The organism is Cellulomonas sp. P24, from assembly GCF_024704385.1.
GTDB lineage: Bacteria > Actinomycetota > Actinomycetes > Actinomycetales > Cellulomonadaceae > JAJDFX01.
Window position 1 is genome coordinate 1,631,169 of sequence record NZ_JAJDFX010000002.1, and the last position, 24,916, is coordinate 1,656,084.

Annotated in this window: 25 protein-coding genes and 2 pseudogenes; 7 read left to right on the forward strand and 20 right to left on the reverse strand. The window is 72.3% G+C overall.

Translation table 11 applies throughout. The features are described from left to right. Window positions 1-79: 79 nt before the first annotated feature. From LJB74_RS07655 to LJB74_RS07665, 3 genes are read right to left on the reverse strand one after another with little or no spacing between them, the layout of a single operon-like run. Entirely contained in the window at window positions 80-1,744 is a 1,665-nt protein-coding gene (locus LJB74_RS07655) for a S1C family serine protease (protein WP_259307972.1), read from the reverse strand. 50 nt (window positions 1,745-1,794) lie between these two features. Next, the gene (menD, locus tag LJB74_RS07660; protein ID WP_259310309.1) at window positions 1,795-3,609 is read right to left on the reverse strand and encodes a 2-succinyl-5-enolpyruvyl-6-hydroxy-3-cyclohexene-1-carboxylic-acid synthase; all 1,815 of its coding nucleotides are present in this window, start codon (window positions 3,607-3,609) and stop codon (window positions 1,795-1,797) included. 20 nt (window positions 3,610-3,629) lie between these two features. Next, a complete protein-coding gene (locus LJB74_RS07665; RefSeq protein WP_396125138.1) occupies window positions 3,630-4,601 on the reverse strand; it encodes an o-succinylbenzoate synthase in 972 nt (323 codons plus the stop codon). Window positions 4,602-4,633: 32 nt separating this feature from the next. On the opposite strand from LJB74_RS07665, the gene LJB74_RS07670 reads away from it, so the two are divergent. Further along, a complete protein-coding gene (locus tag LJB74_RS07670) occupies window positions 4,634-5,614 on the forward strand; it encodes a 1,4-dihydroxy-2-naphthoyl-CoA synthase (protein ID WP_259307973.1) in 981 nt (326 codons plus the stop codon). 8 nt (window positions 5,615-5,622) lie between these two features. Here LJB74_RS07670 and LJB74_RS07675 read toward each other — a convergent pair whose 3' ends face one another. Continuing rightward, entirely contained in the window at window positions 5,623-5,790 is a 168-nt protein-coding gene (locus LJB74_RS07675) for a hypothetical protein (RefSeq protein WP_259307974.1), read from the reverse strand. A 226-nt stretch (window positions 5,791-6,016) separates the two neighbouring features. Then, window positions 6,017-7,105: a DUF3048 domain-containing protein gene (locus LJB74_RS07680; RefSeq protein WP_259307975.1), complete on the reverse strand. Its 1,089-nt coding sequence runs from the start codon at window positions 7,103-7,105 to the stop codon at window positions 6,017-6,019. A 75-nt stretch (window positions 7,106-7,180) separates the two neighbouring features. Between LJB74_RS07680 and menE the strand changes: the two genes are divergently transcribed. Further along, window positions 7,181-8,353, forward strand: coding sequence for an o-succinylbenzoate--CoA ligase (gene menE, locus LJB74_RS07685; RefSeq protein WP_259307976.1), 1,173 nt, complete (start codon window positions 7,181-7,183; stop codon window positions 8,351-8,353). A gap of 60 nt (window positions 8,354-8,413) precedes the next feature. Then, window positions 8,414-9,283 carry a 1,4-dihydroxy-2-naphthoate polyprenyltransferase gene (locus LJB74_RS07690; protein ID WP_259307977.1) on the forward strand — a complete coding sequence of 290 codons (870 nt, stop codon included), beginning with the start codon at window positions 8,414-8,416 and terminating at the stop codon, window positions 9,281-9,283. 162 nt (window positions 9,284-9,445) lie between these two features. Here the strand turns inward: LJB74_RS07690 and LJB74_RS07695 are convergent. Next, a pseudogene (locus LJB74_RS07695) lies at window positions 9,446-9,754 on the reverse strand (DUF4229 domain-containing protein); the annotation flags it as partial. Here LJB74_RS07695 and LJB74_RS07700 point away from each other — a divergent pair. After that, window positions 9,677-10,090 (forward strand): PLDc N-terminal domain-containing protein, encoded by a 414-nt coding sequence (locus LJB74_RS07700; protein ID WP_259307978.1) that lies wholly within the window; start codon window positions 9,677-9,679, stop codon window positions 10,088-10,090. The pseudogene LJB74_RS07695 and the gene LJB74_RS07700 overlap by 78 nt on opposite strands. Before the next feature lie 91 nt (window positions 10,091-10,181). Here LJB74_RS07700 and ccsB read toward each other — a convergent pair whose 3' ends face one another. The 6 genes and pseudogenes from ccsB to LJB74_RS07730 all read right to left on the reverse strand — a co-directional run bounded on the left by ccsB (window position 10,182) and on the right by LJB74_RS07730 (window position 15,918). After that, on the reverse strand, window positions 10,182-10,910 hold the full coding sequence (gene ccsB, locus LJB74_RS07705; RefSeq protein ID WP_310650830.1) for a c-type cytochrome biogenesis protein CcsB: 729 nt from the start codon (window positions 10,908-10,910) through the stop codon (window positions 10,182-10,184). A gap of 529 nt (window positions 10,911-11,439) precedes the next feature. Beyond that, window positions 11,440-13,104 (reverse strand): annotated as a pseudogene (locus LJB74_RS07710) (cytochrome c biogenesis protein ResB); the annotation flags it as partial. A 110-nt stretch (window positions 13,105-13,214) separates the two neighbouring features. Next, entirely contained in the window at window positions 13,215-14,087 is an 873-nt protein-coding gene (locus tag LJB74_RS07715) for a cytochrome c biogenesis CcdA family protein (RefSeq protein ID WP_259307979.1), read from the reverse strand. After that, the gene (locus tag LJB74_RS07720; protein ID WP_259307980.1) at window positions 14,084-14,731 is read right to left on the reverse strand and encodes a TlpA disulfide reductase family protein; all 648 of its coding nucleotides are present in this window, start codon (window positions 14,729-14,731) and stop codon (window positions 14,084-14,086) included. Before LJB74_RS07720 ends, LJB74_RS07715 begins: the two co-directional genes overlap by 4 nt. After that, window positions 14,728-15,381, reverse strand: a complete 654-nt coding sequence (locus LJB74_RS07725; protein ID WP_259307981.1) for a histidine phosphatase family protein — start codon at window positions 15,379-15,381, stop codon at window positions 14,728-14,730. Before LJB74_RS07725 ends, LJB74_RS07720 begins: the two co-directional genes overlap by 4 nt. Before the next feature lie 39 nt (window positions 15,382-15,420). Beyond that, window positions 15,421-15,918, reverse strand: a complete 498-nt coding sequence (locus LJB74_RS07730; RefSeq protein WP_259307982.1) for a MarR family winged helix-turn-helix transcriptional regulator — start codon at window positions 15,916-15,918, stop codon at window positions 15,421-15,423. A 201-nt stretch (window positions 15,919-16,119) separates the two neighbouring features. On the opposite strand from LJB74_RS07730, the gene LJB74_RS07735 reads away from it, so the two are divergent. Further along, a complete protein-coding gene (locus tag LJB74_RS07735) occupies window positions 16,120-16,683 on the forward strand; it encodes a YceI family protein (protein WP_259307983.1) in 564 nt (187 codons plus the stop codon). Between the two features lie 73 nt (window positions 16,684-16,756). On the opposite strand, the gene LJB74_RS07740 is transcribed toward LJB74_RS07735, so the two are convergent. Together LJB74_RS07740 and LJB74_RS07745 are read right to left on the reverse strand one after the other, a co-directional pair. Continuing rightward, window positions 16,757-17,428, reverse strand: a complete 672-nt coding sequence (locus LJB74_RS07740; RefSeq protein ID WP_259307984.1) for a redox-sensing transcriptional repressor Rex — start codon at window positions 17,426-17,428, stop codon at window positions 16,757-16,759. Between the two features lie 93 nt (window positions 17,429-17,521). Continuing rightward, window positions 17,522-17,827, reverse strand: a complete 306-nt coding sequence (locus LJB74_RS07745) for a glutaredoxin family protein (RefSeq protein WP_259307985.1) — start codon at window positions 17,825-17,827, stop codon at window positions 17,522-17,524. 90 nt (window positions 17,828-17,917) lie between these two features. On the opposite strand from LJB74_RS07745, the gene LJB74_RS07750 reads away from it, so the two are divergent. Together LJB74_RS07750 and LJB74_RS07755 are read left to right on the forward strand one after the other, a co-directional pair. Next, the gene (locus tag LJB74_RS07750; RefSeq protein WP_259310311.1) at window positions 17,918-18,703 is read left to right on the forward strand and encodes an HAD family phosphatase; all 786 of its coding nucleotides are present in this window, start codon (window positions 17,918-17,920) and stop codon (window positions 18,701-18,703) included. Then, window positions 18,700-19,284 carry an N-acetyltransferase gene (locus LJB74_RS07755; protein WP_259307986.1) on the forward strand — a complete coding sequence of 195 codons (585 nt, stop codon included), beginning with the start codon at window positions 18,700-18,702 and terminating at the stop codon, window positions 19,282-19,284. The genes LJB74_RS07750 and LJB74_RS07755 overlap by 4 nt, the downstream gene beginning before the upstream one ends. 84 nt (window positions 19,285-19,368) lie before the next feature. Here the strand turns inward: LJB74_RS07755 and LJB74_RS07760 are convergent, their stop codons facing one another. From LJB74_RS07760 to LJB74_RS07785, 6 genes are all read right to left on the reverse strand, one after another. Next, window positions 19,369-19,467, reverse strand: a complete 99-nt coding sequence (locus LJB74_RS07760; protein WP_003792170.1) for a 30S ribosomal protein bS22 — start codon at window positions 19,465-19,467, stop codon at window positions 19,369-19,371. A gap of 128 nt (window positions 19,468-19,595) precedes the next feature. Then, on the reverse strand, window positions 19,596-19,802 hold the full coding sequence (locus LJB74_RS07765; protein WP_259307987.1) for a helix-turn-helix domain-containing protein: 207 nt from the start codon (window positions 19,800-19,802) through the stop codon (window positions 19,596-19,598). Between the two features lie 137 nt (window positions 19,803-19,939). Next, window positions 19,940-21,121, reverse strand: coding sequence for an acetoin utilization protein AcuC (locus tag LJB74_RS07770; RefSeq protein ID WP_259307988.1), 1,182 nt, complete (start codon window positions 21,119-21,121; stop codon window positions 19,940-19,942). A gap of 95 nt (window positions 21,122-21,216) precedes the next feature. Continuing rightward, window positions 21,217-22,263: a galactofuranose ABC transporter, permease protein YjfF gene (gene yjfF / locus LJB74_RS07775; protein WP_259307989.1), complete on the reverse strand. Its 1,047-nt coding sequence runs from the start codon at window positions 22,261-22,263 to the stop codon at window positions 21,217-21,219. Then, the gene (locus LJB74_RS07780) at window positions 22,263-23,306 is read right to left on the reverse strand and encodes an ABC transporter permease (protein ID WP_259307990.1); all 1,044 of its coding nucleotides are present in this window, start codon (window positions 23,304-23,306) and stop codon (window positions 22,263-22,265) included. The genes yjfF and LJB74_RS07780 overlap by 1 nt, the downstream gene beginning before the upstream one ends. Next, on the reverse strand, window positions 23,303-24,829 hold the full coding sequence (locus LJB74_RS07785) for a sugar ABC transporter ATP-binding protein (RefSeq protein WP_259307991.1): 1,527 nt from the start codon (window positions 24,827-24,829) through the stop codon (window positions 23,303-23,305). Before LJB74_RS07785 ends, LJB74_RS07780 begins: the two co-directional genes overlap by 4 nt. Window positions 24,830-24,916: the final 87 nt, after the last annotated feature.

Consider the following 24,916-nt stretch of genomic DNA (forward strand, 5'->3'; position numbering starts at 1 on the left):
GGACGGCCCTGCACTCCCGGGCCACGAACCTCGCGGGTGGCGGTCTCACGCCGCGAGGGAGGCCGTCAGTGCCGATGCACTAGCCCTGGCCGAAGAAGCCGAACGGGTCGAAGAACCCCTGCCCGCCCTGCTGCGTGCTCCCGTTCTGGTTGCTGCTCCCACCGTTCTGACTGCCCGATGACGACGCCGCGGTCTCGGCCTTCACGGCCAGCGTGACCTTGACGTCGAGCGCCTTCCCGCCTCGTACGACCGTCAGGTCTGCCTGCTGGCCTGCCGACATCGCCCGCACGTAGCCGGTCAACGACTCGGCACCGGCCACCACCTTCCCGTCGATCGCGACGACCACGTCGTTGACCTGGAGACCCGCGTTGGCAGCCGGGGAGCCGGAGCTCACCTCCTTGATCACGGCGCCCTGACGGGTCACGCCGTCAGCCGTCGCGGTGCCGTCCTGGAGCGAGACCCCGAGGAACGCGTGCTTGGCCGTTCCAGAGTCGATCAGCTGGGACGCGATGTTCTTCGCGAGGTTCACCGGGATCGCGAACCCGAGCCCGATGGATCCCGACTGCCCGCTCGTCTGCGACAGCGTCGCGATCGACGACGTGATGCCGATGACCCGACCCTGTGCGTCGAACAGCGGACCGCCGCTGTTGCCCGGGTTGATCGCCGCGTCGATCTGGATCGCGTTCGTCACGACGGCGGACTGGGGGCTTCCGCTCTCGGAGGCGGAGACGGGGCGGTCGATCGCGGAGACGATGCCCGTGGTCGCCGTGTTCGCCAGGCCCAGCGGGTTGCCGACCGCCATGACCGGGTCGCCGACGACGACCGTGCTCGAGTCACCGAGCGCCGCGGGCGAGAGGTCGCTCGGCGGGTTCTTGAGGAGGATCACCGCGAGGTCGGTCGTCGGGTCCGTGCCGACGATCGTCGCCGGGTAGATGCGGCCGTCGTTGAGCGTGACCGAGACCGTGTTGTTCTGCGCACCGGAGACGACGTGGTTGTTGGTGAGGATGTGTCCCTTGGCGTCGAGGATGATCCCCGAGCCCTCGGCCTCGCCCTGCTGCGTCGTGACCTTGATCGCCACGACGGACGCCGACACCGCCGCGGAGACCTTCTGCCAGTCGGGGTTGCTCGACGTCGACCCGGCGACCGGGACCGTCTGCGTGCTCGTCTGGCCGATCGAGGCGATCGAGGCCGGGCTCGTGTTGCTCGAGTGGTCGAACGCGCCGACCAGCCCGGCGGTCGCCAGGCTGGCCACGAGCGCCGTGGCCGCCGCGGTCCCGATCAGCGGCATCCAGAACCGGCGCTGACGCGCGGTCGTCGGCGAGGCCGGCGCACCACCGGCGCCTGCGAGCGCCGAGTCGGCCGCGGCTGCGCTGCCCTCGGTCGACGGGACACCGAACGGGCCGAAGCTGCCGGGCGCGTGCTGCTGACCGCCGGGCAGGGCGAACGGGTTGTGCGGCGGCGTCGCGGGGGCGGGCTGCGGGTAGGGGTACGGCGCCTGCTGCGCCGGCGGGTACGAGGCGACCGGCTGCGGGTACGGGGTCGGCTGCTGCGCCTGGTGCGCCACCGGCATCGGCTGGGTCGGCTGCACCGGTGGGGCGACCGGCGCGTGCGGTGCGACGGGCTCCGTCGGCTGGCTGACGGGGTGGGCCTGCTGCTCGACGGGTCGACTCACGCCGTCGGTGTGCGCCTGCGGAGTCGACGGCTGCTCGGGCTGGCCTGCGGTGTTCGAGTTCTCTTCGGTCATGGTGTCCTCCTTGGTGCCTCCATCAGACCCCGTCGCTCTGAACGAGCACCTCAGGTTTCCTGAGAGCCTGCTGCGAATTTCGTTGTCGGCACCTCGACGATCGCCGCCCGTATGCCGTCCGCGAGCATCGCTCCGAGCTCGCGACGGCCGGATCGGTCGACCCTCACCTCGACGACGCCGATCCCCGGCCCGGGTACCGCGAGCGCGACGGCGAGGTCCTCGGCGTCCCGCGCGAGCTGGTGCCGGATCCCGTACCCGGCGCAGAGTGCCGCCAGGTCGGCGCCGTGCGGAGTGCCGAACACGCGCTCGAAGCTCGCCGCGTGCTCGGCAGCTCCGTGCTCGAGCGTGGTGAAGATCGATCCGCCGTCGTCGTTCGCGACCACCACCTGGAGGTCGGGCTCGCGCTCGAGCGGCCCGCGGAGCAGCCCACCGACGTCGTGCAGGAAGGTCAGGTCGCCCATGAGGGCCCGCACGCGACGACCCGGCAGGCCGAGAGCGACCCCGACGGCGGTCGAGACCGTCCCGTCGATGCCCGCGAGGCCACGGTTCGCGAGCACGACCGGCGAGGCCGACCAGTCGGCGACCAGGTCGAGATCGCGCACGGGGTTGCTCGAGCCGACGACGAGGACGTCGTCGGGCCTCGTCGCCTGAGCCACCGCTCGCGCCACCCCCGGCCCGGTGAGCCGCGGCGCCGACCGCGTGCCGTCACGGGCCTCCGCGCCGTCGAGCACGCGCGCGACCGCGGCCAGCGCCGCGACGGACGCCTGCTGCCACGCGTCGAGCCAGCCGTCCGACGCCGGAGTCGCTCCCCCGCCGCCTGCCGGACGATGATCCGCTCGGAGCCAGGCCGCCGGCACCGCGGGGAGGACCAGCGCGGCACGCCGGGACGGATCCGTCCACGGTCCACCGCCCGGTGCGACGACGACGACCTCGACGTCGTCGCGCGCGAGCAGTGCCTGGACGGGGCGCGACAGCGTCGGTCGACCGAGGACGACGACGCGGCGGACCGTCCGGCCGAGTGCGGAGTCGAGCAGCGCGCGGTAGGCGCCGATCGCCGGCGCGGAGCCGCGCGCACCTGAGGACGGCTCGGCGAGGAGCGGCCAGCCCTGCGCCTCGGCGAGCGCCCGCGCCACCGGGCCGGCACCGTCCCCGGCGACGACGACCGTCCGGTCACGACCACGCTGGAGGATGTCGAGAACGGGATCGACGGCCACGGGCTCGTCACGCACGGCGACGCCCGCCGTGACGACTGTCGGGCGCCCAACAGGGGGCTCGTCGGGCCACGGCGTGCCGTCGGGCACGAGCGGGTCGCGGAACGCGAGGTTGAGGTGGACCGGTCCCGGGTGCCCCGTCCGCGTCCCGAGCGCCTCGGCCATCGCACGGCCGACGAGCTGCCGCAGGTCGCGGGACTCGCCGGCCCGGCCGGACGGTGCGGGGACGTCCACCGCGAAGCGCGTCGCCGTGCCGAAGATCCCCACCTGGTCCGTCGTCTGGTTCGCACCGGTGCCACGGAGCTCGTGCGGGCGGTCGGCCGAGAGCACGACGAGCGGGAGCCCGCTGTGGTGCGCCTCGAGGACGGCCGGGTGCAGGTTCGCGACTGCGGTCCCCGAGGTCGTCACCACCGCGACGGCACGCGGTGCGCCCGTCGCGACCGCCGCCTTCGCCAGACCGAGGGCGAGGAAACCCGCGCTCCGCTCGTCGATGCGGACGTGCAGCGCGAGGTGCGGCGCACCGGGCGGCGGGACGGCGGAGGCTGCTGCGGCGAGTGCGTGCGCCAACGGCGCACTGCGGGAGCCCGGGGACAGCACGACGTCGGTGACGCCGTGCGCGGCGAGCTCCTGGAGCAGCACCCGCGCTGCCTGCATGGCCGGGTGGGACGTGGCGCTCACGCGTCCACCGTGCCCTGCACCGCGTCGAGCCGTGCCGACCACCGGGCGATCAGGTCGACGTCGGCAGCCGCCGCGGCGGCACGGTCGGGGGCGAGGTCCGGCCGCCGCACCGGGATCGCACCGTCCACCGGGAGCAGCGGGTCGTCGACCACGTCGGCGGTGAAGAGCTGTGCGGTGGCCAGCCCGCACGCGTACGGGAGGTCGGGCAGGGCGGCGGCGAGAGCCACCCCGGCAGCGAGCCCGACCGACGTCTCGAGCGCCGAGGACACCACGACGGGCAGCCCGACCTGCTCGGCGAGCGCCAGGCACGCACGGACCCCGCCGAGCGGCTGCACCTTGAGGACGACGACGTCGGCCGCCTCGGCCCGGACGACCGCCATCGGGTCCTCGGCCCGGCGGATCGACTCGTCGGCGGCGATCGGGATCTCCAGCCGTCGGCGCAGCACCGCGAGATCCCCCACGGCCGCGACCGGCTGCTCGGCGTACTCGAGCCCCCCGGCCGCACGGTCGAGGACCGGGAGCCGGGCGAGCGCCGTCTCGAGGTCCCAGCCGCCGTTGGCGTCGACCCGGATCGCACCGTCCGCCCCCAGGGCGTCCCGCACCGCCTCGAGCCGTGCGATCTCCTGGCCGATGTCCTGCCCGCGCTCGGCGACCTTGACCTTGGCCGTCCGGCAGCCGCCCGACGCCGTCACGAGGCGATGGGCGTCCGCGGCGCCGACGGCGGGGATCGTGACGTTGACGGGCACGCGGTCACGCACCGGCGCCGGCCAGCCCTCGTCGGCCGCCTCGAGCGCCGCACGCAGCCACGCGGCCGACTCGTCGTCGTCGTAGTCCCAGAACGGCGAGAACTCGCCCCAGCCGGCCGGCCCACGCAGCAGCACGCCGTCACGCACGGTCAGACCGCGGAACCGCGTGCGCAGGGGGATCGCGTAGGTCAGCACCTCACGGGCAGGACGGGCTCCGATCACGGACCCAGGCTATGCGCTCCCGGACGGGCCCGATGCCGTACCTACTGGTTAGGGTGGGCGGCGTGAGCGACGTCCCGCCTCCGGTGTCCCAGACCTTCGACCCGAGCCGCTGGCGTGCCGTCGCCGGTTTCGAGGACCTCACCGACCTCACGTACCACCGGGGCGTCGACCGCACGGGCGACGAGCGCGACCTGCCCGTCGTGCGCGTGGCCTTCGACCGGCCCGAGGTGCGCAACGCGTTCCGGCCCCACACGGTCGACGAGCTGTACCGCGTCCTCGACCACGCGCGGATGACCTCCGACGTCGGCACCGTGCTGCTGACCGGGAACGGCCCGAGCCCCAAGGACGGCGGCTGGGCGTTCTGCTCGGGCGGGGACCAGCGCATCCGCGGTCGCGACGGCTACCGCTACACGGACTCCCCTGCGGCGGAGACCGCCGACCACGTCGACCCCGCACGTGCGGGGCGGTTGCACATCCTCGAGGTGCAGCGCCTGATCCGCACGATGCCCAAGGTCGTCGTCGCCGTCGTCGGCGGCTGGGCGGCAGGCGGGGGGCACTCGTTGCACGTCGTCGCCGATCTCACGATCGCGAGCCGCCAGCACGCGCGGTTCATGCAGACCGATGCAAATGTCGGGTCCTTCGACGCCGGCTACGGCTCCGCGTACCTCGCCCGGCAGGTCGGCCAGAAGCGGGCACGGGAGATCTTCTTCCTCGCCCGGGAGTACTCCGCGCAGCAGGCCCTCGAGTGGGGCGCGGTCAACGACGTCGTCGACCACGACCAGCTCGAGGAGACCGCGCTCGAGTACGCCCGCATCATCGCGACCAAGTCGCCGCAGGCGATCCGCATGCTCAAGTTCGCCTTCAACCTGGCGGACGACGGCCTCGCGGGCCAGCAGGTGTTCGCCGGTGAGGCGACGAGGCTCGCCTACATGACCGATGAGGCGGTCGAGGGCCGGGACGCGTTCCTCGAGCACCGCGACCCGGACTGGTCGGGCTTCCCCTACGCGTTCTGACCCGGCGGTCAGCGCGCGGCGACCAGCCAGCCCAGGACGCCGACGAGCTGGCTCGCACCCCAGGCCAGACCGACCACCAGACCCAGCAGGATGACCAGGGCGACCACGAGGGGGACGGCCTCCCGCAGGTCGTGCTCGATCGGTTCGTGATCCGGGTGGTGCGTGATCGTGGACATGGCTCCAGGCTCGCGCGCTGGGGCCCGTCAGCGGATCGGCCCGCGGGCTGGACCTCCGGCCGCGCGCGTCATCCTCCGGGTGGGTGCTCCGGGTCCGGCCTCATCCCGTGGGGCGAGGGGTACCGAGGGCGCGTCGACCGAGCCGCGTCGGACGGCTGCTGGCGATCACCGACGACCACTGCCGGCTACTGCCGGCGAACTCCGGCTACTGCTGGCCACTGACAGCTCAGGACACGCTGACCGATCCCGACGAGCGAGGCACGAGCTCGATCCAGGTGTTGCCGGGCGCGAGGGTGATGGGCGCTCCATCGACACCGGTCAGGACGACCGGCTTCGCGACCGACTCCTTGGACCACTTCGCGGCGATCTGCTTGCCGCCACTGAACACGAGCGCCTCACCGGTGTCGTTCATGACCGTCTCCGGCACCGGGTTGCCCGCGGGGTCCCGCGTGCCGGTGTCGGCGAGCCGGACCCGCAGCACGACGACGTTCGTCGCGGACAGGCGGGTGCCGGTGGACGTCACGGCCGGAGCAGTGCCCTCCGAGCGCAGGAACGCGTTCTGCGCCGCCGACCAGGTCCAGATGGGGTGCTCGACCCCGGACATGTGGATGTCGATCGTCACCGCGGGTGTGCCCGACGCGACGGCGGACGCCTGCTCGGCGGTGGCCGCGAACGCGAACTGCGGACCCGGTGACGCCGAGTGGTTGGCGTCGGCGAGCGACCAGAACGTGCTCGGCGTGCCGAGGACGTTGTGCGGGGCGCGCCGGGTGCTGGTCCGTGCGAACCCCTTCGCCCCGAGGTCCATGCTGATGATCTGCACACCGGCGGCCTTGATCTCGTTCACGAACGAGGGCTGCCCGCCCGAGAACGCGATCAGGCCGTGCATCGGGGCGCTGATGCCGGCGTCCATCGGTCGGACCGAACGGATCGGACCGACCTTGTCGGGCACGACCGACTGGTAGACGGCCGCGTACCGGGTGATGCCCCCCTCGACGACCTCCTCCCAGACCATGTCGGCCTGGTCGAGTCCGGTCTGCGGGCGGGCCTCGGTCGAGTTCTCGATCTTCACCGTGAGCGCCGGACGGGTCACGACGTCGGCCGACGCGACACCGGTGAGCGGCCACGTCGGCGGGACGACGGGGGTCGGCGGTGCGCTCTTGTCCGGGGAGATCGACGGGCCGACCGTCTGGTCGACCGTCGACGGCGCCGTGGGCGTCGAGCCGCACGCGGCGAGGGCGACGGCCACGCCGACCGTCAGCAGGGCCGCCACCGGACGACGTGACGGGCTGACTGCGCGGGTCGCGGAGAAGAGCACGAGCGGACTCCTAGAGGGTGCAGCCGAACGGCACGGATGTCACGGTCACTCTACGTCGCGACCTAGGCTGGACCGGTGAGTCGCGCGCTGATCCCCGTGCCGGTGTCGGCATCCCGAGCGCTCGACCTGCTCCCGATGCTCGCCTCGGCGCTCGACGGGGCCGGGCCCGCCGTCGCTCCGACGGACCCGGCAATGCCCGGCACGTCGCTCACCGGCCTCGAGGTCCCGGACGACGTCGCCGTTGTCCTGCGCACCTCCGGGTCGACCGGCGCGAGCCGAGCGGTCATGCTCGGTGCGCGCGCGCTGCGCGCCTCGGCGGAGGCGACCGCAGAAGCGCTCGGCGCGACGTCCGCCGGGAGCACCCAGTGGCTGCTCGCCCTGCCGCCGGTGCACGTCGCCGGGGTGCAGGTCCTGGTGCGCTCGGCGCTCGCCGGCACCGTCCCGGTCGTGATGGATCTGTCGGACGGGTTCCGCGGTGCCGCGTTCGTCGCGGCCGTCGCGGCGATGACCGGGGACCGGCGGCACACCTCGCTCGTGCCCACCCAGCTCGTCCGGCTGCTCGACGACCCTGACGGTCTGGCCGCCCTGCGCTCGTTCGACGCGGTCCTGCTCGGCGGTGCCGCGACGCCACCGGCCCTGCTCACCCGCGCGCGGGCGGCCGGCGTGCGCGCCGTCACGACCTACGGGATGACCGAGACCTGCGGGGGCTGCGTGTACGACGGCCGCCCGCTCGACGGCGTGCGCGTCGACCTCGAGCCCGACGGCCGGGTGCTGCTCGGCGGCCCCGTGCTCGCCACGGGGTACCTCGGCCGTCCGGATCTCGACGCCGAGGCGTTCGTCATGAGACGTGGCGAACGCTGGATGCGCACCTCCGACCTCGGCGAGCTCGACGACGCCGGGACGCTGCGGGTGACCGGGCGTGCCGACGACGTGATCATCACCGGTGGCCTGAAGATCTCTCCCGCCGCGGTCGAGCAGGTGCTCTCCGACCTCGACGACGTGGCCGAGGTGTGCGTCGTCGGGCTCCCCGACGACGAGTGGGGCCAGGCCGTGACCGCGGTCCTGGTGCTCCGACCGCGTGCGACCGCACCGACGCTCGCCACCGTCCGCGCGGTGACCACCGAGCGGCTCGGTGCACCGTCCGCCCCGCGCGACGTCGTCGTCGTCGACCACCTCCCGCTGCGCGGCCCCGGCAAGACCGACCGGCAGGCGACGGCACGCCTCGCGCGCGAACTGCTGGCACACTGACACACCGCGGGCCCCCTTCGGCGCCCCGGACACGACGACCTGGCTGACGAACGGAGCCCGATGGCCACCTCTGGCGAGTGGGTCGCCGGTGCGCGCCCCCGCACCCTCCCGGCAGCGGCCGCGCCGATCCTCGTCGGGACCGGTGCGGCGTCGCAGCTCGGCGGCGCCCGTCCGGTGCTGGCGCTCCTCGCCCTGGGCGTCGCGCTCGCGATGCAGGTCGGCGTGAACTACGCGAACGACTACTCCGACGGTGTCCGCGGGACCGACCTGGACCGGGTCGGTCCGCTCCGGCTGACCGCCGCCGGTCTGGCCTCCCCCGCTCATGTGCGACTCGCCGCGTTCGCCGCGTTCGGGGTCTCTGCCGTGTTCGGTGTCGCGCTCGTCGCGTTGTCGGGCTCGTGGTGGCTGCTCGCGGTCGGAGTGGCGGCGATCGCCGCGGGGTGGTTCTACACCGGGGGTCGGAGCCCGTACGGGTACCGCGGGCTGGGTGAGGTCGGGGTGTTCGTGTTCTTCGGCCTGGTCGCCGTGCTCGGGACGACGTACACCCAGGCTGACCGGATCTCCTGGCCGGCGCTCGCCGGCGCCACGGGCGTCGGGATGCTCGCGTGCGCGCTCCTGATGATCAACAACCTGCGCGACATCCCGACCGATGCGGTGGTCGGCAAGCGCACGGTGGCGGTCCGGATCGGTGACCGCCGGGCCAGGTGGACCTACGCCGCTCTGCTCTCGGTGCCGATCCTGCTGGGGGTGGCGTGCGCGCCGGCGGCACCGTGGGCGCTGCTGGTGCTCCTGCTGTCAGCGCCGGTCGTCCTGCTCAGCACCGCCGTCGTCGCCGGGGCGCACGGCCGCCTGCTGATCAAGATCCTCGGGTTCACCGGCATGCTCGAGCTCGCCTACGGTGCGCTCCTCGGTCTCGGCCTCGCGCTCTGACGCCCTGATCTCAGCGGTGGGCTCGGCCTCGACCTCAGCGGTGGGCTCGGCCTCGGGGTCGGGCTCGGCGGCGTCGACGATCGCGTCCTCGACGGCCGCGTCCTCCTCGACGTTCGCCGGGAACCGGTGGCCGGCGGCCCGCGCCTCGGCACGTGCCTGCACCTGCTCGGCGATCCGCAGCGCCGCACGGTCGCGGGGACCGGCCAGCAGGACGTAGGACAACGCCCACGCCAGGAACGCCGCGAGCAGGATCGACAGCCACGAGCCGAAGCCCAGGGACCAGAGCAGCCAGACGCAGAGCCCGAAGAGTCCCAGGCGGAGCAGCGAGTAGATCACGATCGGCACGGAGCCAGCGTACGTCGAGCCCCGGTGACCGATGCGTACGCTGTGACGATGAAGAACCTCGGTGCGCTCCTGCTGATCGGGCTCGTCGTGTACTCGGTCGTGGACGTCCTGAGCAGCGACGAGCACGAGCGGATCGGACTGCCCCGGTGGGCGTGGGTCGTGCTCCTGCTCCTCGTCCCGCTGGCCGGGTCGATCGTCTGGATCGTCGTGAGCCGGACCCAGCGCGCGAGGCATCAAGACGATGGCCAGGGCGGCCGAGTGCTGCCGTCAGCCCCGGTGGCCCCTGACGACGACCCCGAGTTCCTCTGGAAGCTCGAGCAGCAGCGACGTGAGGCGGAACGGACGCAGCACCGTGGTCTTCTCGACCAGGAGGGCGGCGACCGCGGCACCGACGAGACCGGCAACCGCGAGACCGGGAACCGGGAGGCGGGGCCCGACGCCGGCGACCGACCGCGCAGCTGAACCGGTCACGATCCGCGCCCGGCCGCGGCCGGTCACGGCCCCGAGCGCTGCCCCGCCGGTTGGCCGGTCAGAGCCCGGAGCGACCCGTCGGTCAGATCCCCGAGTAGGAGTGCCGTCCCGTCACGAACAGGTTGATGACCGTGAAGTTCGCGATCACCGCGGTGAAACCGACGAGGACGAAGTACGCCGCCCGGCTGCCCGCCCAGCCGCGGGTGGTCCGAGCGTGCAGGTACGCGGCGTAGACGACCCAGACGACGAACGTGCCGATCTCCTTGGGGTCCCAGCCCCAGTACCGACCCCAGGCGTGCTCGGCCCAGATCGAACCGGCGATCAACGTGAACGTCCACAGGACGAAGCCGATCGCGTTGAGCCGGAAGGACAGCGCCTCGAGCGACCGCGAGTCGGGGACGGTGTCGATCCAGCCCCAGCGGCGCCCGGCGAGCCGCGTGGAGCCGGCCTCACGCCGGGCGCGCATGAGCTGGAGGACGCTCGTCGCGGCGGCGACGGCGAAGATGCCCGAGGACGTGATCGCCACGCCGACGTGGATGATCAGCCAGTAGCTCTGCAGCGCGGGCTGCACGCCCTCCGCCCGGATGTAGAAGACGTTGACGCCGAGGAACAGGGCGAGGGCGGCGGCACCGGTCACGAGCACCCCGAGGAACGGGATCTGGTTGCGTCGCTGCACGAGGACGAGCACGGCGATCGCCATCGTCGAGCCGACGAGGGTGAACTCGTACATGTTGGCCGTCGGCCAGCGCCCGGCGGCGATCCCCCGGAGCACGACTGCCACGACGCCGAAGAGCAGCCCGAGGTACGTCATCGACCGCGCGATCCCGGCAGCCCGGCGGCCGGTGGCCGGCACGACGACCGCGCCGTCGGGCGTCGAACCGGTGCCGCTCCCCGCTGCGGGGGGCGCCACCGACGGGGCGTTCGAGCACGGCGGTGCGTCCGACGCCGACGGCGATCGGTGCCGCCGCCGGGGTGACGGCGGCCACGGCCGTCTTCGCCGCGCGTGGCCTGGCCTCCGCGATGCGCGCCAGCACGGTCGTGTAGGCCACCAGTGCGATCGTGTACGTCAGGCCGGCGGCCCAGACGAGCAGCGTGCTCAGCTCACCCACGTTCATCGGTCTTCCTCCGGGTGCTCGTTCTCGTGCGCGGTGCGTGCGTTGCGCACCGCGTCCGCGTCGTCGCCCACCGCGACGTCGCGTGTCGTGTCGTCCTCGGCGATCCCCAGGCCCTTGCCCACCACGGTGAGGACCCGGTCGAGCTCCGGCTGCAGGCCGATGTCGTCCCCCTCGCGCCAGCGCCGCAGCGGTCACCACTGTACGACCCTCTCCGGCGGCGCTGGCGCGGAGCCAGATGCGACGACGGGGCGTGAACAGCGACGTGGCGAGCCCGGCCAGTGCGAGCAGCGCGAACACCAGGACCTCTGCGAGCGCGGGGTCGTACCGCAGGTCGAGCGCCACGTAGCGCGGCAGCGCCTTGAACGTCAGCGTGCCGAGCCCGTTCGGCAGGTCGACCGTCTCGCCGGGCTGCACCTTGAGCGACACCGCCTGCCCGTCGGCGCCCATGACCTGCTTGAGGTGGCTCGTGTCGAGCTTGTAGACGTTCTGGGGCACGCCGGTGTCGAGCCCGAGGTTCCCGGTCCAGACCGTCAGCACGAGGAGCGGGTTGGCCGGCTGGGGCGCGACGGACTGCCACACGCCGTCGGTGTCCTGCTGCGCCGTCGGCAGCAGTGCGGCACGGAACCCGATCTGGTCGCCGCTCGTCACGTCGGGGACCTTGATCACGCCGAGCGAGGTGTAGACCGCGTTCTGCGGCAGGAACGGCACGGGTCCGGAGAAGGCCACGTTGCCGGCGGAGTCGCGGACGACCACGTCGGGCGCGTACCCGTTGCCCTGGAGGTAGATGTTCGCACCCGCGACGTTGAGCGGGTGGTTGACCTTGATCTGCTGGGCGCTCGCCGAGCCGTCGGGCTGCGTGACGGTGACGTCCGCGGTGAAGTCCCGCGGCTGCAGGCTGGTCGGGGAGAACCGGGCCGAGAACGAGTCGAGGCGCAGGGTGAACGGCACCAGGCTCGACGGGTTGAAGGCGGTACCGCGCTCGAACGTGTCGTAGTCGACCACCGCGTTGGCGAACCCGTGCCCCTGCACCACGAGCGCCTGCCCGCGGTAGTGCAGCATCTGGCCGACGGCGATCGCGATGAGCAGCCCGATGAGCGACAGGTGGAAGACGAGGTTGCCGGTCTCCCGCAGGTAGCCGCGCTCCGCGGAGACGGTGGCGTCGCCGCCGTCGACGGCGACGTCGACGCGGAACCGGGGCAGCAGGCGCCAGGGGCCCCTCAGCGCAGCGGCCGCGGCCTCGGCGACCTGCTGCGGCGTCGCCGTGGTCGTCAGCCCACCCTGCGCGGGGAACCGGTCGAAGCGGCGCGGCACCCGCGGCGGGCGTGCCCGCAGCGCCGCGAGGTGGACCCGGGTGCGGGGCACGATGCACGCGATGAGCGAGACGAACAGCAGCAGGTAGATCGCCGAGAACCAGACCGAGCTGTACACGTCGAACAGCTGGAGGCGTTCGAGCCACGGACCGAGCGCCGGGTGGTCCGTCAGGTAGGTGGCGACCTTCGCGGGGTCCTGCGCGTGCTGCGGGAAGATCGTCCCCGGCACGGAGGCGACCGCGAGCAGCATGAGCAGCATCAACGCCACCCGCATGCTGCTGAGCTGACGCCAGATCCACCGCAACCAGCCGACGACGCCGATCCGGGGCACCTGGACGTCCTGCGTCGCGTCCGGGTCCGGGGACGCGAGGTCGTCCGCGGCGTCCCGTGCCGCGACGTGCGGCGCACCCGCGCCGCTGCCCGCGGCGTCGGTGGACTCGAGGCCACCGTCGGGACCGGCGCCAGGAGCCGGCGATGACGCGGCGACGCCGGGATCGGCGCCCGCAGCCGCCTCCTGGGTCTGGTCGCCGATGCCGGTCGTGAACGCGTCCTCGAGCCCGTCCGGCCGGTAGCCGCTCATCGCACTCCCCTCGATCGTGTCGTCATCATCGCCTGCCCACCCGTGACACCACCGCACACCCTGCCGTCCGGACCTGTGCGTCCCGGCCGGCGGGCAGGTGCCGGTACCGGTCACACCACCGGGACGAAACCACTCTGACCTGTGACGATGCTCTGGAGCCAGTGGGCCCAGCTCCCCCAGAGACCGGTCACGAGCGCGACTCCGAGGATGACCAGCATCACACCGCCGGCACGCATCACCGCGAGCCGGTGGCGCCGCAGGAACCCGAGCACCCGCGCGCTGCGCTCGAAGCCGAGCGCGATCGCGACGAAGGGGAGCCCGAGCCCCACGCAGAACGCGACGGAGAGAAGCGCTCCTCGGCCGGCCGATCCGCCGTCGAGGGACAGCGCGGTGATCGCCGTGAGCGTCGGGCCGATGCACGGCGCCCAGCCGAGCCCGAACACCAGGCCGAGGAGCGGTGCACCCCAGATGCCCGCGCGAGGGCTGACGTGGACCCGGCGGTCCTGCTGCAGGAACGGCACGAACCCCATGAACGCGACGCCCATCAGGATCACGACGACGCCCAGCACCCGGCTGATCGGGTCCTGCCACTCCTTGAGCAGACCACCGAGCGAACCGGCGAGCGCCCCGAAGACCACGAACACCAGCGAGAAGCCTGCGACGAACAGCGCGACGCCGGCGAGCAGGCGCCGACGTCCCGGGCGGGCACGGTCGACGGCACCACCGCCGAGCGGACGGGTACCGACGGTCGCCCCGGACATCCCCCCGAGGTACCCCAGGTAGCCGGGGACCAGCGGGAGCACGCACGGCGACGCGAACGAGACGAGGCCGGCGAGGAGGGCGACCGGCACGGCGAGCAGGAGCGACCCGGAGAACGCGGTGCTCGCGAAGCTCGACCCGAGGTCACCCCAGAAGTCTCCGGGAAGGACGAGGCCCGGCAGCGGGGACGACAAGGCGTAGGCCACGCCGGAACCGACGATCATGGGGTCGCGCTCGCCCCGGGCGACTCGGCGAGGGCACCGTCGACCAGCACCTTGAGGGTGCTCTCGTCCGCCTGACCGAGCACGCGAGCGGCGACGCGCCCCTGGCGGTCGAGCACGACGGTCGTGGGGACGGCCTGGATGGGCACCGAGCCCTGCAGGGCGGCGACCGCCCGGCCGTCCGTGTCCTGGATGCTCGGGTACGGCACGGAGAACGTGCGCTGGAAGGCCTGTGCGGCTCCGGCGTCGTCGACCCCGTTGATGCCGATCCAGTGCACACCGGCCGCGGACTCCTGGTTCGCGAGGCGCACCAGTCCCGGGGCCTCGGCACGGCACGGCGGGCACCCCGCGTACCAGTTGTTGATGACGACGACGTCGCCTCGCCACTGGGCGATGTCGACGGCCGCGCCCTCGAAGTCCGTCCCCTTCAGGTCCACCGGTGCGCCCCGGTCGGCCACAGCCCAGGTCTTCACGCTGCCGTCGCCGGACTGGTAGTTCTGGCCGATGACGTCGCTCGGATGCGCTGTCGGCGAGGCGATCGGCCCGGACTCCGAGCACGCGGCGACCGATCCCACGAGGGCGGCCGCGAGCGCGGCTGCGACACCGACGCGCGCCAGCGGGATCCGGATCATCCGTGCGCGCCTCATGCGCCGGCCACCGTGGCCGCGCCCGGCAGCAGCTCCGCGGCCGGCTCGCTGTACCGCACCTGGACGAGGCGGTCGCCGTCGAAGTCCAGCGAGGTCATCGACGCGAGCGAGCACTCGCGACGCCGGGGGTCGTGCCAGAGCCTGCGGTGCTCGACCGAGAGCCGGGTGACCCAGATCGGGAGCTGGTGGCTCACCAGCACCGCCTCGTGACCGTCCGCGAGCTCGCGTGCGGCGTCCACTGCGGCCAGGACGCGGTCGGCCTGCTCGCGGTAGGGCTCGCCCCAGGACGGGCGGAAGGGGTTGACGAGGTGGCGCCAGTGCTGCGGGTGCCGGAGCGAGCCGTCACCGACGCCGAAGGTCAGCCCCTGGAAGTAGTTGGCGGCCTCGATCAGGCGGTCGTCGGACCGGACCGCCAGGCCGAACGCCTCCGCGATGGGGGCGGCGGTCTGCTGGGCACGCTCGAGCGGCGACGCGACGACGACGGTGACGTCGGCGCGGTTGCGGTCGGCGCCGGCGAGGTGCTCGGCGACCTTCCGGGCCATCGCCTGGCCACGATCGGAGAGCCGGTAGCCCGGTAGCCGGCCGTAGAGCACGCCTTCAGGGTTGTGGACCTCGCCATGACGGATGAGGTGGACGGTGGTCGCAGCCATGCCTCAAGTCTCGCAAACGTCGAGGGGTGCTCGGCGCCGTCAGCGTCCGAGTGCCGCCGCGACGGCCGCCATGGCCTCTCCGAGGGTGCGGAACTGGTCGTCGTCGAGCACGTCGACGAGGCTCTCGCGCACCTGCGCGACGTGCCCCGGTGCGGCCGCCTCGAGCCGCGCGAAGCCGACGTCGGTGAGGCGGCAGTTCACGCCGCGACCGTCGGCGCTGCAGGTCTGCCGCTCGACGAGGCCGCGCTTCTCCATCCTCGCGACCGTGTGGGTGACCCGGCTGCGGGAGTGCGCGAGAGAGTCGGCGAGCACGGACATGCGCATGGTGCGGTCCTCGGCCTCCGAGAGCCGCACCAGCACCTCATACTCGGCGAGCGACAGACCGGACTCCGCCTCGAGCTGGCGCCCGAGCGCCTCGGACAGGCGCGCGGTGCCCTCGAGGTAGGCCCGCCAGCACCTCTGCTGCTCGGGGGTCAGCCAGCGGACCTGATCCACCCCGGTCACTTCGCGGTCCTCGGTCACGGCGTGCGGGGTCATCGGTTCCTCTTCGTCTCCTCGGTCGGCGCCCAGGTGGCGTCGGGCGGCCTCACACGATCCGTCCATCTTGGTGGACGGATCGGCTTGCGCGACGCACCTTAGTGTAGTAGAAATATCAACTATCCGGTGGTTGAGTCTTCAAGTATACGCCCGGGACTCGACCCACCGCCCGCATCGCACCCACGACCCGAGGAGAACGCCATGACCACCCTGACCACCACCGAGCTCCCTGCCGGCCTCACCTCCGGCACCTGGAACATCGACCCGTCCCACACCGAGGCAGGCTTCACCGTCCGCCACGCCGGCATCTCGAAGGTCCGCGGCTCCGTCGCGGTCACCTCCGGCGCGATCACGGTCGGCGCGACGCTTCCCGAGTCCACCGTCTCCGTGACCCTCGACCCGGCCACGATCAGCACCGGCGACGCCGGCCGCGACGGCCACCTGAAGAGCGGCGACTTCTTCGAGGTCGAGACCTACCCGACCTGGACGTTCACGTCGACCGCCGTGCGCGTCGAGGGCAGCGCGCTCGTCGTCGTCGGCGACCTCACGATCCACGGCGTGACGCAGTCCGTCGAGCTGACGACCGAGTTCAACGGCACCGCGACCGACCCGTTCGGCAACCTGCGCGCCGGCTTCTCGGCCGAGACCGAGATCTCCCGCAAGGAGTTCGGCCTGACCTGGAACGCCGCGCTCGAGGCCGGTGGCGTCCTCGTCGCGGACAAGGTCAAGATCGTGATCGACGGCTCCGCGATCAAGGCGGCCTGACCCCCGCAGCGCCCACGACAGGGCCCGGACGGTCAGTGACCGTCCGGGCCCTGTCGCGTCCCGGCCTCACGAGTCATGCGTCGGGCAGCTGCCGTCGGCGCCCGTGGAACGCGAGGATCTGCAGCTCCGCCCCCACGTCGACCGTGCGCAGGTCCACCCCGTCCGGGACCACGAGGTCCCGCGACGAGAACGACAGCACTCCCCCGACCCCGGCCCGCACGACCAGGTCGCAGACCCGTTGCGCCGCCGACGTCGGGACGGCCAGGACCGCGATCGTCGCACCGAGCGTGCCCACCAGGTCGTCGAGGTCGTCCAGGTGCCGGACGGTCATCCCCGCGACCTGGGTGCCGACCACCGCCGGGTCGACGTCGACGAGGGCCACGACCGTGAACCCGCGGTCACCGAAGCCCGCGTAGTTCGCGAGGGCGTGACCCAGGTTGCCGATGCCGACGATCACGACGCGCTGCCGGCTCGTCACCCCGAGCGCCGCCGCGATCCGCCCGCGCAGGTGCGTGACGTCGTAGCCGACCCCACGCCGGCCGTGCGACCCGAGGAACGACAGGTCCTTGCGGAGCTGCGCGGATCCGACACCGGCCACCACGGCCAACGTCGCCGAGGAGGTCGTGACCACGCCCTGCGCGTCGAGCCCGTCCAGCGCGCGCAGGTACCGCGGGAGGCGGTCGACCGTGGCACGCGGCAACGGCCGTGCGATCTCCACCCGGGCGCTGTGCACCGGTGCGCTCATCTCGACCCCCTTGTCGTGGCGCCTGAGACGCCCACCACCCACCCGTCGATGTCGGTCGCCCGACGCCGGCCACCCGATGTCAGGCGCCCGATTTCAGGCGCCCGGCCCGCCCGCCGCGAGGGCCCGCCGCACCCGGTCGGCGTCGAGCCTCCAGTAGCCGCGCCGGACGCCGTCGACGACCACCACCGGAACCAGGTCCGCGTACTCCTCCGCGAGCGCCCGACCGGCGGGGCCGGTCTCCCGGATCGCGTCGATGTCGATCGTGACCCAGTCGGTGGTGCTCTCCTCGCAGACCGACCGGACCACCTCGACCGCGGCCTCGCACAGGTGGCAGCCGTCGCGGACGTACAGGACGACGCGACTGTCCGCCTGCGGGCTCCGGGTCTCACTCGTCGGCACACGGCAAGAGTACGCAGCCTCGATACAGTGGACCGTGTGCCCGCCGATCAGGTCGACCCGCGACGCGGTGCCGACACGCCCGATGCCGACCTGACCGAGGTCGGGCCCGGGAGGACCGCCGCGTTCTTCGACGTCGACAACACGATCATCCGTGGCGCGAGCGCCTTCCACCTGGCCGTCGGACTGTACCGGCGGGGCTTCTTCACCCCGCTGGACATCGTCGAGTTCTCGGTGCACCAGGCGCGGTACCTGATCTTCGGGGAGAACAAGCAGCAGATCGACCAGGTCCGGTCACGCGGCCTGTCGATCATGGCTGGCCGGTCGGTCGCCGAGGTCGCCGCGATCGGCGAGGAGGTCTACGACGAGGTCCTGTGCCTGCGGATCTTCCCGGGCACGCAGAAGCTCCTGGACGACCACCTCGCCGCCGGGCACCAGGTCTGGCTCGTGACCGCGAGCCCCGTGGAGATCGGCGAGCTGATCGCCCGGCGTCTCGGCGCGACGGGTGCGCTGGGCACGGTCGCCGAGCACGAGGACGGCTTCTACACCGGCCGACTGGTGGGCGACCTCCTCCACGGCGAGGCCAAGGCGCGCGCGGTGCGGACCCTCGCCGAACGCGACGGCCTGGAGCTGGCGGACAGCTACGCGTACGGGGACTCGATCAACGACGTCCCGATCCTCTCCGCGGTCGGTCACCCCTGCGCGATCAACCCCGAGCCTCGCCTCCGGCGCTACGCACGGACGGTCGGGTGGCCGGTGCGGGAGTTCCGAGGTCGACGTCGCACCGCACGCCGCAGCGCGAACGCGGCGAGCCTCGCCGGCCTCGCGTGGGTGGCCGGCCTGATCCTCCGCTCGCTGCGACGGACGTTCCGCCGATGAGCGTCGCCCGTGTCCGACCCGCCTCGGTGCCCGATGCCGAGGACCTCGCGGAGCTCGCCGCGCTGACCTTCCCGCTCGCGTGCCCGCCACACACCACGCAGGCCGCGAAGAGCGCCTTCATCCAGGACGTGCTGTCGGCGGCGAGGTTCCGCGAGTACCTCACGGATCCGGCGCGCGTGGTCCTGGTCGCGCAGGTCGCCGACGGACCCGGCACCGCACCGGTCCCGCTCACCGACAACGCTGACCTCGCGGGGTACGCGATGCTCGTCGACGCCGAGCCCGGCGACCCCGACGTGCGCGCCGTCGTCACGGTGCGACCGACCATCGAGCTCAGCAAGTTCTACGTGCACCCGGACCACCACGGCCAGGGCGTCGCGAACGCGCTGATGCGCGCCGCGCTCGACGTCGCGCGCCGTCGCGACCGGGCCGGCATCTGGCTCGGCGTGAACAACGAGAACGTGCGCGCCCAGCGCTTCTACGCGCGGCACGGGTTCGCCGTCGTCGGCACCAAGCACTTCCAGGTCGGGGGGCGCCTCGAGGACGACTTCGTCCTCGAGCGGCCCCTCGCCGACCTCGGCTGACCCGCAGGGTCCACCTCGGGAACGACGACGCAGGCCCGGCCGGAGCCGGGCCTGCGTCGTCGTTCGTCCGCCGGAGCGGTCAGATCACTTCTTGTTGCGGCGCTGGTGGCGCGTCTTGCGGAGAAGCTTGCGGTGCTTCTTCTTGGCCATCCGCTTGCGGCGCTTCTTGATGACGGAGCCCATGGGTCCTCACAATGCTGGGTCTGGTGCGGGTCGGGACGTTGAGCGGCAGGAAGCAACGCCCACGCCCAGGAAAGTCCTGGTGCATCTTACCTGCTGCGCTGCGTGCGCGGCCACGGCACCGGCCGGGCTCAGGACGTCAGCCGGTCGCCCTCGACGTGCGAGCTCGCCAGGTACATGTCGAGCGCGTCCTGCGGGACCCGGAACGAACGTCCGACACGCACCGCCGGCATCTCACCCGAGTGGACGAGCCGGTACACGGTCATCTTGGAGACCCGCATGACGTCGGCGACCTCGGCGACCGTCAGGTACCGCACCCGCGGCATGTCGCTCGTCATGCTCCAGCGCTCCTGTGCTCCGCTCGCCAGCTGTCGGTCGCCACGTGGCGAGAGCAGCGCACCTGCCCGACGGGCCGTGCAGCGCTCACCCTAGGGCCTCGTGGGGCTGGAGTGAAAGGGGTGAACTCATGTGACAGTCAGTCGTGGTCGACGTTCAGTCCGAGCGCGGGGAACGCCGCCTGGCGCGTGGCACGGACGGCCCGGTCCAGCGGGTCCGCCGGGTCGTACCCGGAGGACCACGGACGGAAGCTCGCGGGGACCCCGTCGGTCATGAACGGCGGCGCGCTCCGCCCCCACCGCTCCTGGACGTGGTCGAGCCACGAGGACGGCACCGGCGTGGACGGGTCGAGCGGCCCATGGGTCGCGATCGCGATGACGTGGGCCCACGCACGCGGCACCACCTCGACCACGGCGTACCCTCCACCGCCGAGCGCGACCCAGCGTCCACCGGCGACCTCGTGCGCGAGGTCGTGCACCCACGACGCGGCGAGCCGCTGCGCGTCGACCGAGATGTCGAGGTTCGACAACGGGTCCGTCCCGTGCGCGTCGCACCCGTGCTGCGACACGACGATCTCGGGCCGGAACTCCCGCACGACCGCAGGGACCACCGCATCGATGGCCCGCAACCAGCCCGCATCGGAGGTGCGGGCCGGCAGAGGCAGGTTCACGACGGACCCGGCCGCCTCCCCGAGCCCGGCGTCCCCGGCGGGACCGGTGCCCGGGAACAACGTGATGCCGCTCTCGTGGACCGAGACCGTGAGAACCCGCGGGTCGTCGTAGAAGACCGCCTGCACCCCGTCCCCGTGGTGGGCGTCCAGGTCGACGTAGGCGACGCGTTCGGCGCCGTCCGCGAGCAGGGCGCGGATCGCCACCGCGGCGTCGTTGTACACGCAGAAGCCCGAGGCGGCACCGGGCATCGCGTGGTGCATCCCGCCGGCGATGTTCACGGCGTGCTCGACCTCACCGGACCACACCGCGCGAGCCGCCCCCAGCGAGCCGCCGACGATCCGTGCCGCGGCCTCGTGCATGCCCGTGAAGACCGGGTCGTCCTCGGTCCCCAGACCCCGGGCCGGATCGATCACCCCGCCGTCGGACGCGGCGTGAACGGCACGGATGTAGTCGGGCGTGTGCACGGTGGCGAGCGTGGCGTCGTCGACCGGCTCGGCTCCCACGACCTCGACGCCGGGGCGGTCGAGGAGACCGAGGTCCGCAGCGAGCCGCATCGTCAACGCGAGCCGTTCCGGCGCCATCGGGTGGATCGCGCCGAAGTCGTAGCCGAGCAGCGCGGGGGACCAGACGACTCTCACGTGACCGGCCATCCTGCCACGGTAGTGCGGCGGCCCGACGCTCGTGCACTCCTCGGGCTGGTGGCTCCCGGAGGATCTCGAGAGCGGCCTCCCGACGAGGGCGCCCGCTACCTTCGCCGCACCGTGACGAGGCGTTGCATGACGACGAAGACCAGCAGCAGCACGCCGATGAAGATCTTCGTCCACCACGAGCTCAACGTCCCCTGGAACGTGATGATCGTCTGGATGAGCCCGAGCACGACCACCCCGAGGACCGACCCGAGCACGAACCCGCTCCCGCCGGTCAGCAGCGTGCCACCGATGACGACGGCCGCGATCGCGTCGAGCTCCATGCCGACCCCGGTCAACGAGTATCCCGAACGGGAGAAGACCGTGAACAGGAATCCGCCGATGCCGGCACACGTCCCGCTGATGACGTACACGAGGATCTTCGTACGGGCGACCGGCAGACCCATGAGCACGGCAGAGCTCTCGCTGCCTCCGATCGCGTAGACGGTGCGTCCGAACCGTGTGAAGTGCAGGACGTAGAAGGCAACGACGACGACGAGCAGGGCGATGAGGCCGCTCGGGGTGACCGTCCACGTGTCCCCGATCGGGATGCGGGCGCTCGAGAGCCACACGATCGTCGGGTCGGAGATCGGGATCGACGAGAGGCTGATGACGTAGCAGAGCCCGCGCGCGAGGAACATCGCGGCGAGCGTCGCGATGAACGGTTGGATCTCGAACACGTGGACCATCACGCCCACGACGAGTCCGAGCGCCGAGCCGATCAGGATCACGAGCGGGATCACGACGAACGCCGGCCAGCCGCTCTGGAACAGCGACGCCGCCGAGATCCCGGAGAGGGCGACCACGGCCCCGACGGACAGGTCGATGCCGCCCGTGACGATCACGAAGGTCATCCCGACGGCGAGCACGATCATGTACGAGTTGTTGATGAACAGGTTGGACACGACACGGCCCGAGAGGAAGTTCTCGTAGCGCGCACCCCCGATCACGAACATCAGGATCAGGACGAGGAGGGCGCCGAGGACCGGCAGGAACCGGCGGTCGACGTGCACCCGGCGCACCACGCGGGCCAGAAGTGAACCGTCGCCCCTGACCGCCTCGGCGCGGTTCTCGTCGGTCGTCGGCAGGACATCGGGAACGGCCATCAGACACCCACCTTCACGGGCACAGGAGCAGTCGCGGGAGCGCGCCGCCTCGAGGCGATCCGGTTCCGGACCACCGGGGCCTGCATGATGCACACGGCGATGACGACGACCGCCTTGAACAGCGGCGTCACGGCCGGCGGGACGCCCAGGATCGTCACCGTGAGCGTGAGGGTCTGGATCACGAGGACCCCGACGAGCGTCCCGGAGAGGGAGAACTTGCCGCCTGCGAGGGAGGTCCCGCCGATCACGACCGCGAGGATCGCGTCGAGCTCGATGAACAGCCCGGCGTTGTTCGCGTCGGCCGCCATGACGTTCGAGCTGATCATCAGCCCGGCGATGCCCGCGAACACCCCGGAGAGCGCGTACACGGTCCAGATGATCGTCCGCGACCGGACGCCCGCCAGGCGGCTCGCCTGCGGGTTGATGCCGACGGACTCGATGAGCATGCCGAGCGCGGTGCGCCGGGTCAGGATCGCGACGATCGCGAACAGCCCGCCCGAGATCAGCACGGCGACCGGGACCGCCAGCCAGTAGCCCGATCCGATCATCTTGTACGGCGGGCTGTTGATCGTGGTGATCTGCCCGCCGGTGATGAGCATCGCGATGCCCCGGCCGGCCGTCATGAGGACGAGGGTCGCGATGATCGGCTGAATCCCGACGACCGAGACGAGGAACCCGTTCCAGACCCCGAGCACGAGCGCGAGGAGCGTAGCGATCACGACCGCGGTGAGCACGGTGACGACGCTGGTCGGGTCCCCCGACGACGCGATGAAGCTGCACGCGACGGCACCCGAGATCGCGACGACCGCGCCGACGGACAGGTCGATGCCACGCGTCGCGATGACGAGCGTCATGCCGACGGCGACGAGGAGCAGCGGCGAGCTGTTGCGCAGGATGTCGATGAGCGCACCGAACAGGTGACCGTCCTGGAGCCGGATGTTCACGAAGTTCGTCGTCTTGATCGTGTTGGCCACGAGCAGCGCGACAAGAGCCACCACCGGCCAGAAGATCTTGCTCGCGGCGAACCTCTTCCACCCGGTCATGAGGCCTGCCCTCCGGTCGCGATGAGCTCGACGATGTCATCGACCCCGGTGCCCGAGCCCTCGACCTCGGCGATCTTGTGGTGGTCGCGCAGGACCGCGATCCGATGGCTCACGCGGAGCACCTCTTCGAGCTCCGAGGAGATGAACACCACGGACATGCCGTCGCGCGCGAGCTCGGTCACGAGTCGTTGGATCTCCGCCTTCGTCCCGACGTCGATGCCGCGCGTCGGCTCGTCGAGCACCAGGAGCTTCGGGGCGGTGGCGAGCCACCGCGCGAGCAGCACCTTCTGCTGGTTGCCGCCGGACAGGTTCCGCGCAGGGAGGTCCGGGTTCGGCGGGCGGATGTCCAGTGCCGCGATGTACTGCTGCACGATCTCGTCGGCGCGTCGCGCCGGGATGCGCCGGGTCCACCCGCGCTCGGCCTGCAGGCCCAGCAGGATGTTCTCGCTCATGGTGAGGTCCGCGACGATCCCCTCGGCCTTCCTGTCCTCCGAGGAGTACGCGACGTGCCGGTCGAGTGCGGCCCGCGGCGTGCGCAGGTGCACGGTCGCGTCGCCCATCCGGATCTGGCCGTGGTCGGACCGGTCCGCGCCGGTCAGCAGCCTCGCGAGCTCGGTGCGCCCCGACCCGAGCAGACCGGCGAGCCCCACGACCTCGCCCTCGTAGAGGTCGAGGTCGAACGGCTCGATGGCGCCGCGCCGCCCGAGACCGATCGCCCGGAGGATGGGAGCGGTGTGCGTCATCGCGGCGACCGAGTGCTTGGGGGCTCCCTCGAGCCGTTCGAGGTCTTCGAGCGACGTGCCGATCATCTTCGAGATCAGGTCGAGCCGGGGCAGCTCGCTCGTGACGTACTCACCGACGAGCTGTCCGTTGCGCAGGATCGTCATGCGGTCGGAGATCTCGTAGACCTGCTCGAGGAAGTGGGACACGAAGAGGATCGCGACGCCCTCGTCGCGCAGCGCGCGCATCACCGTGAACAGCTGCACGACCTCGCCGACGTCGAGGCTCGAGGTCGGCTCGTCGAGGATGAGGACCTTGGCGTCGACCACCATGGCCCGGCAGATGGCGACGAGCTGCTGCACGGCCAGCGAGTGCGTCGAGAGCGACGACCGGGGATCGATGGTGAGGTTGAGGCGCGCGAGATGAGCTGCCGCGGCGGTCCGGGTCGCGCGCCAGTCGATCGAGCCACCGCGCCTCGGCTCGCGCCCGAGCATGATGTTCTCCGCGACCGTGAGGTTCGCGCAGAGGTTGACCTCTTGGTAGACGGTGCTGATGCCGGCGTTCTGAGCAGCGGCGGGGCCGGCGAAAGACGTTGCAGCGCCGGCGACGACGATCGTGCCGGCGTCGATCGCGTACACCCCGGTGAGGGCCTTGATGAGGGTCGACTTCCCGGCACCGTTCTCCCCCATGAGCGCATGGATCTCCCCCGGTCGGAGGGTGAAGTCGACGTCCTGGAGTGCCTTGACGCCGGGGAACTCGATCGAGATGCCGCGCATCTCGACGACAGCTGGTGTGGTGGTCATGCGACGGCCTTCCGGACGACGGGTACCGCGTCGTGCGGCGGGATGGCTCGTGGCCGCCCCGCCGCACGACCGTGGCGCTCAGGATCA

What these genes read in the sequence shown, in the direction of transcription:
- LJB74_RS07655 (WP_259307972.1), bottom strand. Translation starts at nt 1,744, where the DNA reads ATGACCGAAGAGAACTCGAACACCGCAGGCCAGCCCGAGCAGCCGTCG.
- menD (WP_259310309.1), bottom strand. Translation starts at nt 3,609, where the DNA reads ATGCAGGCAGCGCGGGTGCTGCTCCAGGAGCTCGCCGCGCACGGCGTC.
- LJB74_RS07670 (WP_259307973.1), top strand. Translation starts at nt 4,634, where the DNA reads ATGCCGTACCTACTGGTTAGGGTGGGCGGCGTGAGCGACGTCCCGCCT.
- LJB74_RS07675 (WP_259307974.1), bottom strand. Translation starts at nt 5,790, where the DNA reads ATGTCCACGATCACGCACCACCCGGATCACGAACCGATCGAGCACGAC.
- LJB74_RS07690 (WP_259307977.1), top strand. Translation starts at nt 8,414, where the DNA reads ATGGCCACCTCTGGCGAGTGGGTCGCCGGTGCGCGCCCCCGCACCCTC.
- LJB74_RS07700 (WP_259307978.1), top strand. Translation starts at nt 9,677, where the DNA reads ATGAAGAACCTCGGTGCGCTCCTGCTGATCGGGCTCGTCGTGTACTCG.
- ccsB (WP_310650830.1), bottom strand. Translation starts at nt 10,910, where the DNA reads ATGACGTACCTCGGGCTGCTCTTCGGCGTCGTGGCAGTCGTGCTCCGG.
- LJB74_RS07715 (WP_259307979.1), bottom strand. Translation starts at nt 14,087, where the DNA reads ATGATCGTCGGTTCCGGCGTGGCCTACGCCTTGTCGTCCCCGCTGCCG.
- LJB74_RS07720 (WP_259307980.1), bottom strand. Translation starts at nt 14,731, where the DNA reads ATGAGGCGCGCACGGATGATCCGGATCCCGCTGGCGCGCGTCGGTGTC.
- LJB74_RS07725 (WP_259307981.1), bottom strand. Translation starts at nt 15,381, where the DNA reads ATGGCTGCGACCACCGTCCACCTCATCCGTCATGGCGAGGTCCACAAC.
- LJB74_RS07730 (WP_259307982.1), bottom strand. Translation starts at nt 15,918, where the DNA reads ATGACCCCGCACGCCGTGACCGAGGACCGCGAAGTGACCGGGGTGGAT.
- LJB74_RS07735 (WP_259307983.1), top strand. Translation starts at nt 16,120, where the DNA reads ATGACCACCCTGACCACCACCGAGCTCCCTGCCGGCCTCACCTCCGGC.
- LJB74_RS07740 (WP_259307984.1), bottom strand. Translation starts at nt 17,428, where the DNA reads ATGAGCGCACCGGTGCACAGCGCCCGGGTGGAGATCGCACGGCCGTTG.
- LJB74_RS07755 (WP_259307986.1), top strand. Translation starts at nt 18,700, where the DNA reads ATGAGCGTCGCCCGTGTCCGACCCGCCTCGGTGCCCGATGCCGAGGAC.
- LJB74_RS07760 (WP_003792170.1), bottom strand. Translation starts at nt 19,467, where the DNA reads ATGGGCTCCGTCATCAAGAAGCGCCGCAAGCGGATGGCCAAGAAGAAG.
- LJB74_RS07765 (WP_259307987.1), bottom strand. Translation starts at nt 19,802, where the DNA reads ATGACGAGCGACATGCCGCGGGTGCGGTACCTGACGGTCGCCGAGGTC.
- LJB74_RS07770 (WP_259307988.1), bottom strand. Translation starts at nt 21,121, where the DNA reads ATGGCCGGTCACGTGAGAGTCGTCTGGTCCCCCGCGCTGCTCGGCTAC.
- yjfF (WP_259307989.1), bottom strand. Translation starts at nt 22,263, where the DNA reads ATGGCCGTTCCCGATGTCCTGCCGACGACCGACGAGAACCGCGCCGAG.
- LJB74_RS07780 (WP_259307990.1), bottom strand. Translation starts at nt 23,306, where the DNA reads ATGACCGGGTGGAAGAGGTTCGCCGCGAGCAAGATCTTCTGGCCGGTG.
- LJB74_RS07785 (WP_259307991.1), bottom strand. Translation starts at nt 24,829, where the DNA reads ATGACCACCACACCAGCTGTCGTCGAGATGCGCGGCATCTCGATCGAG.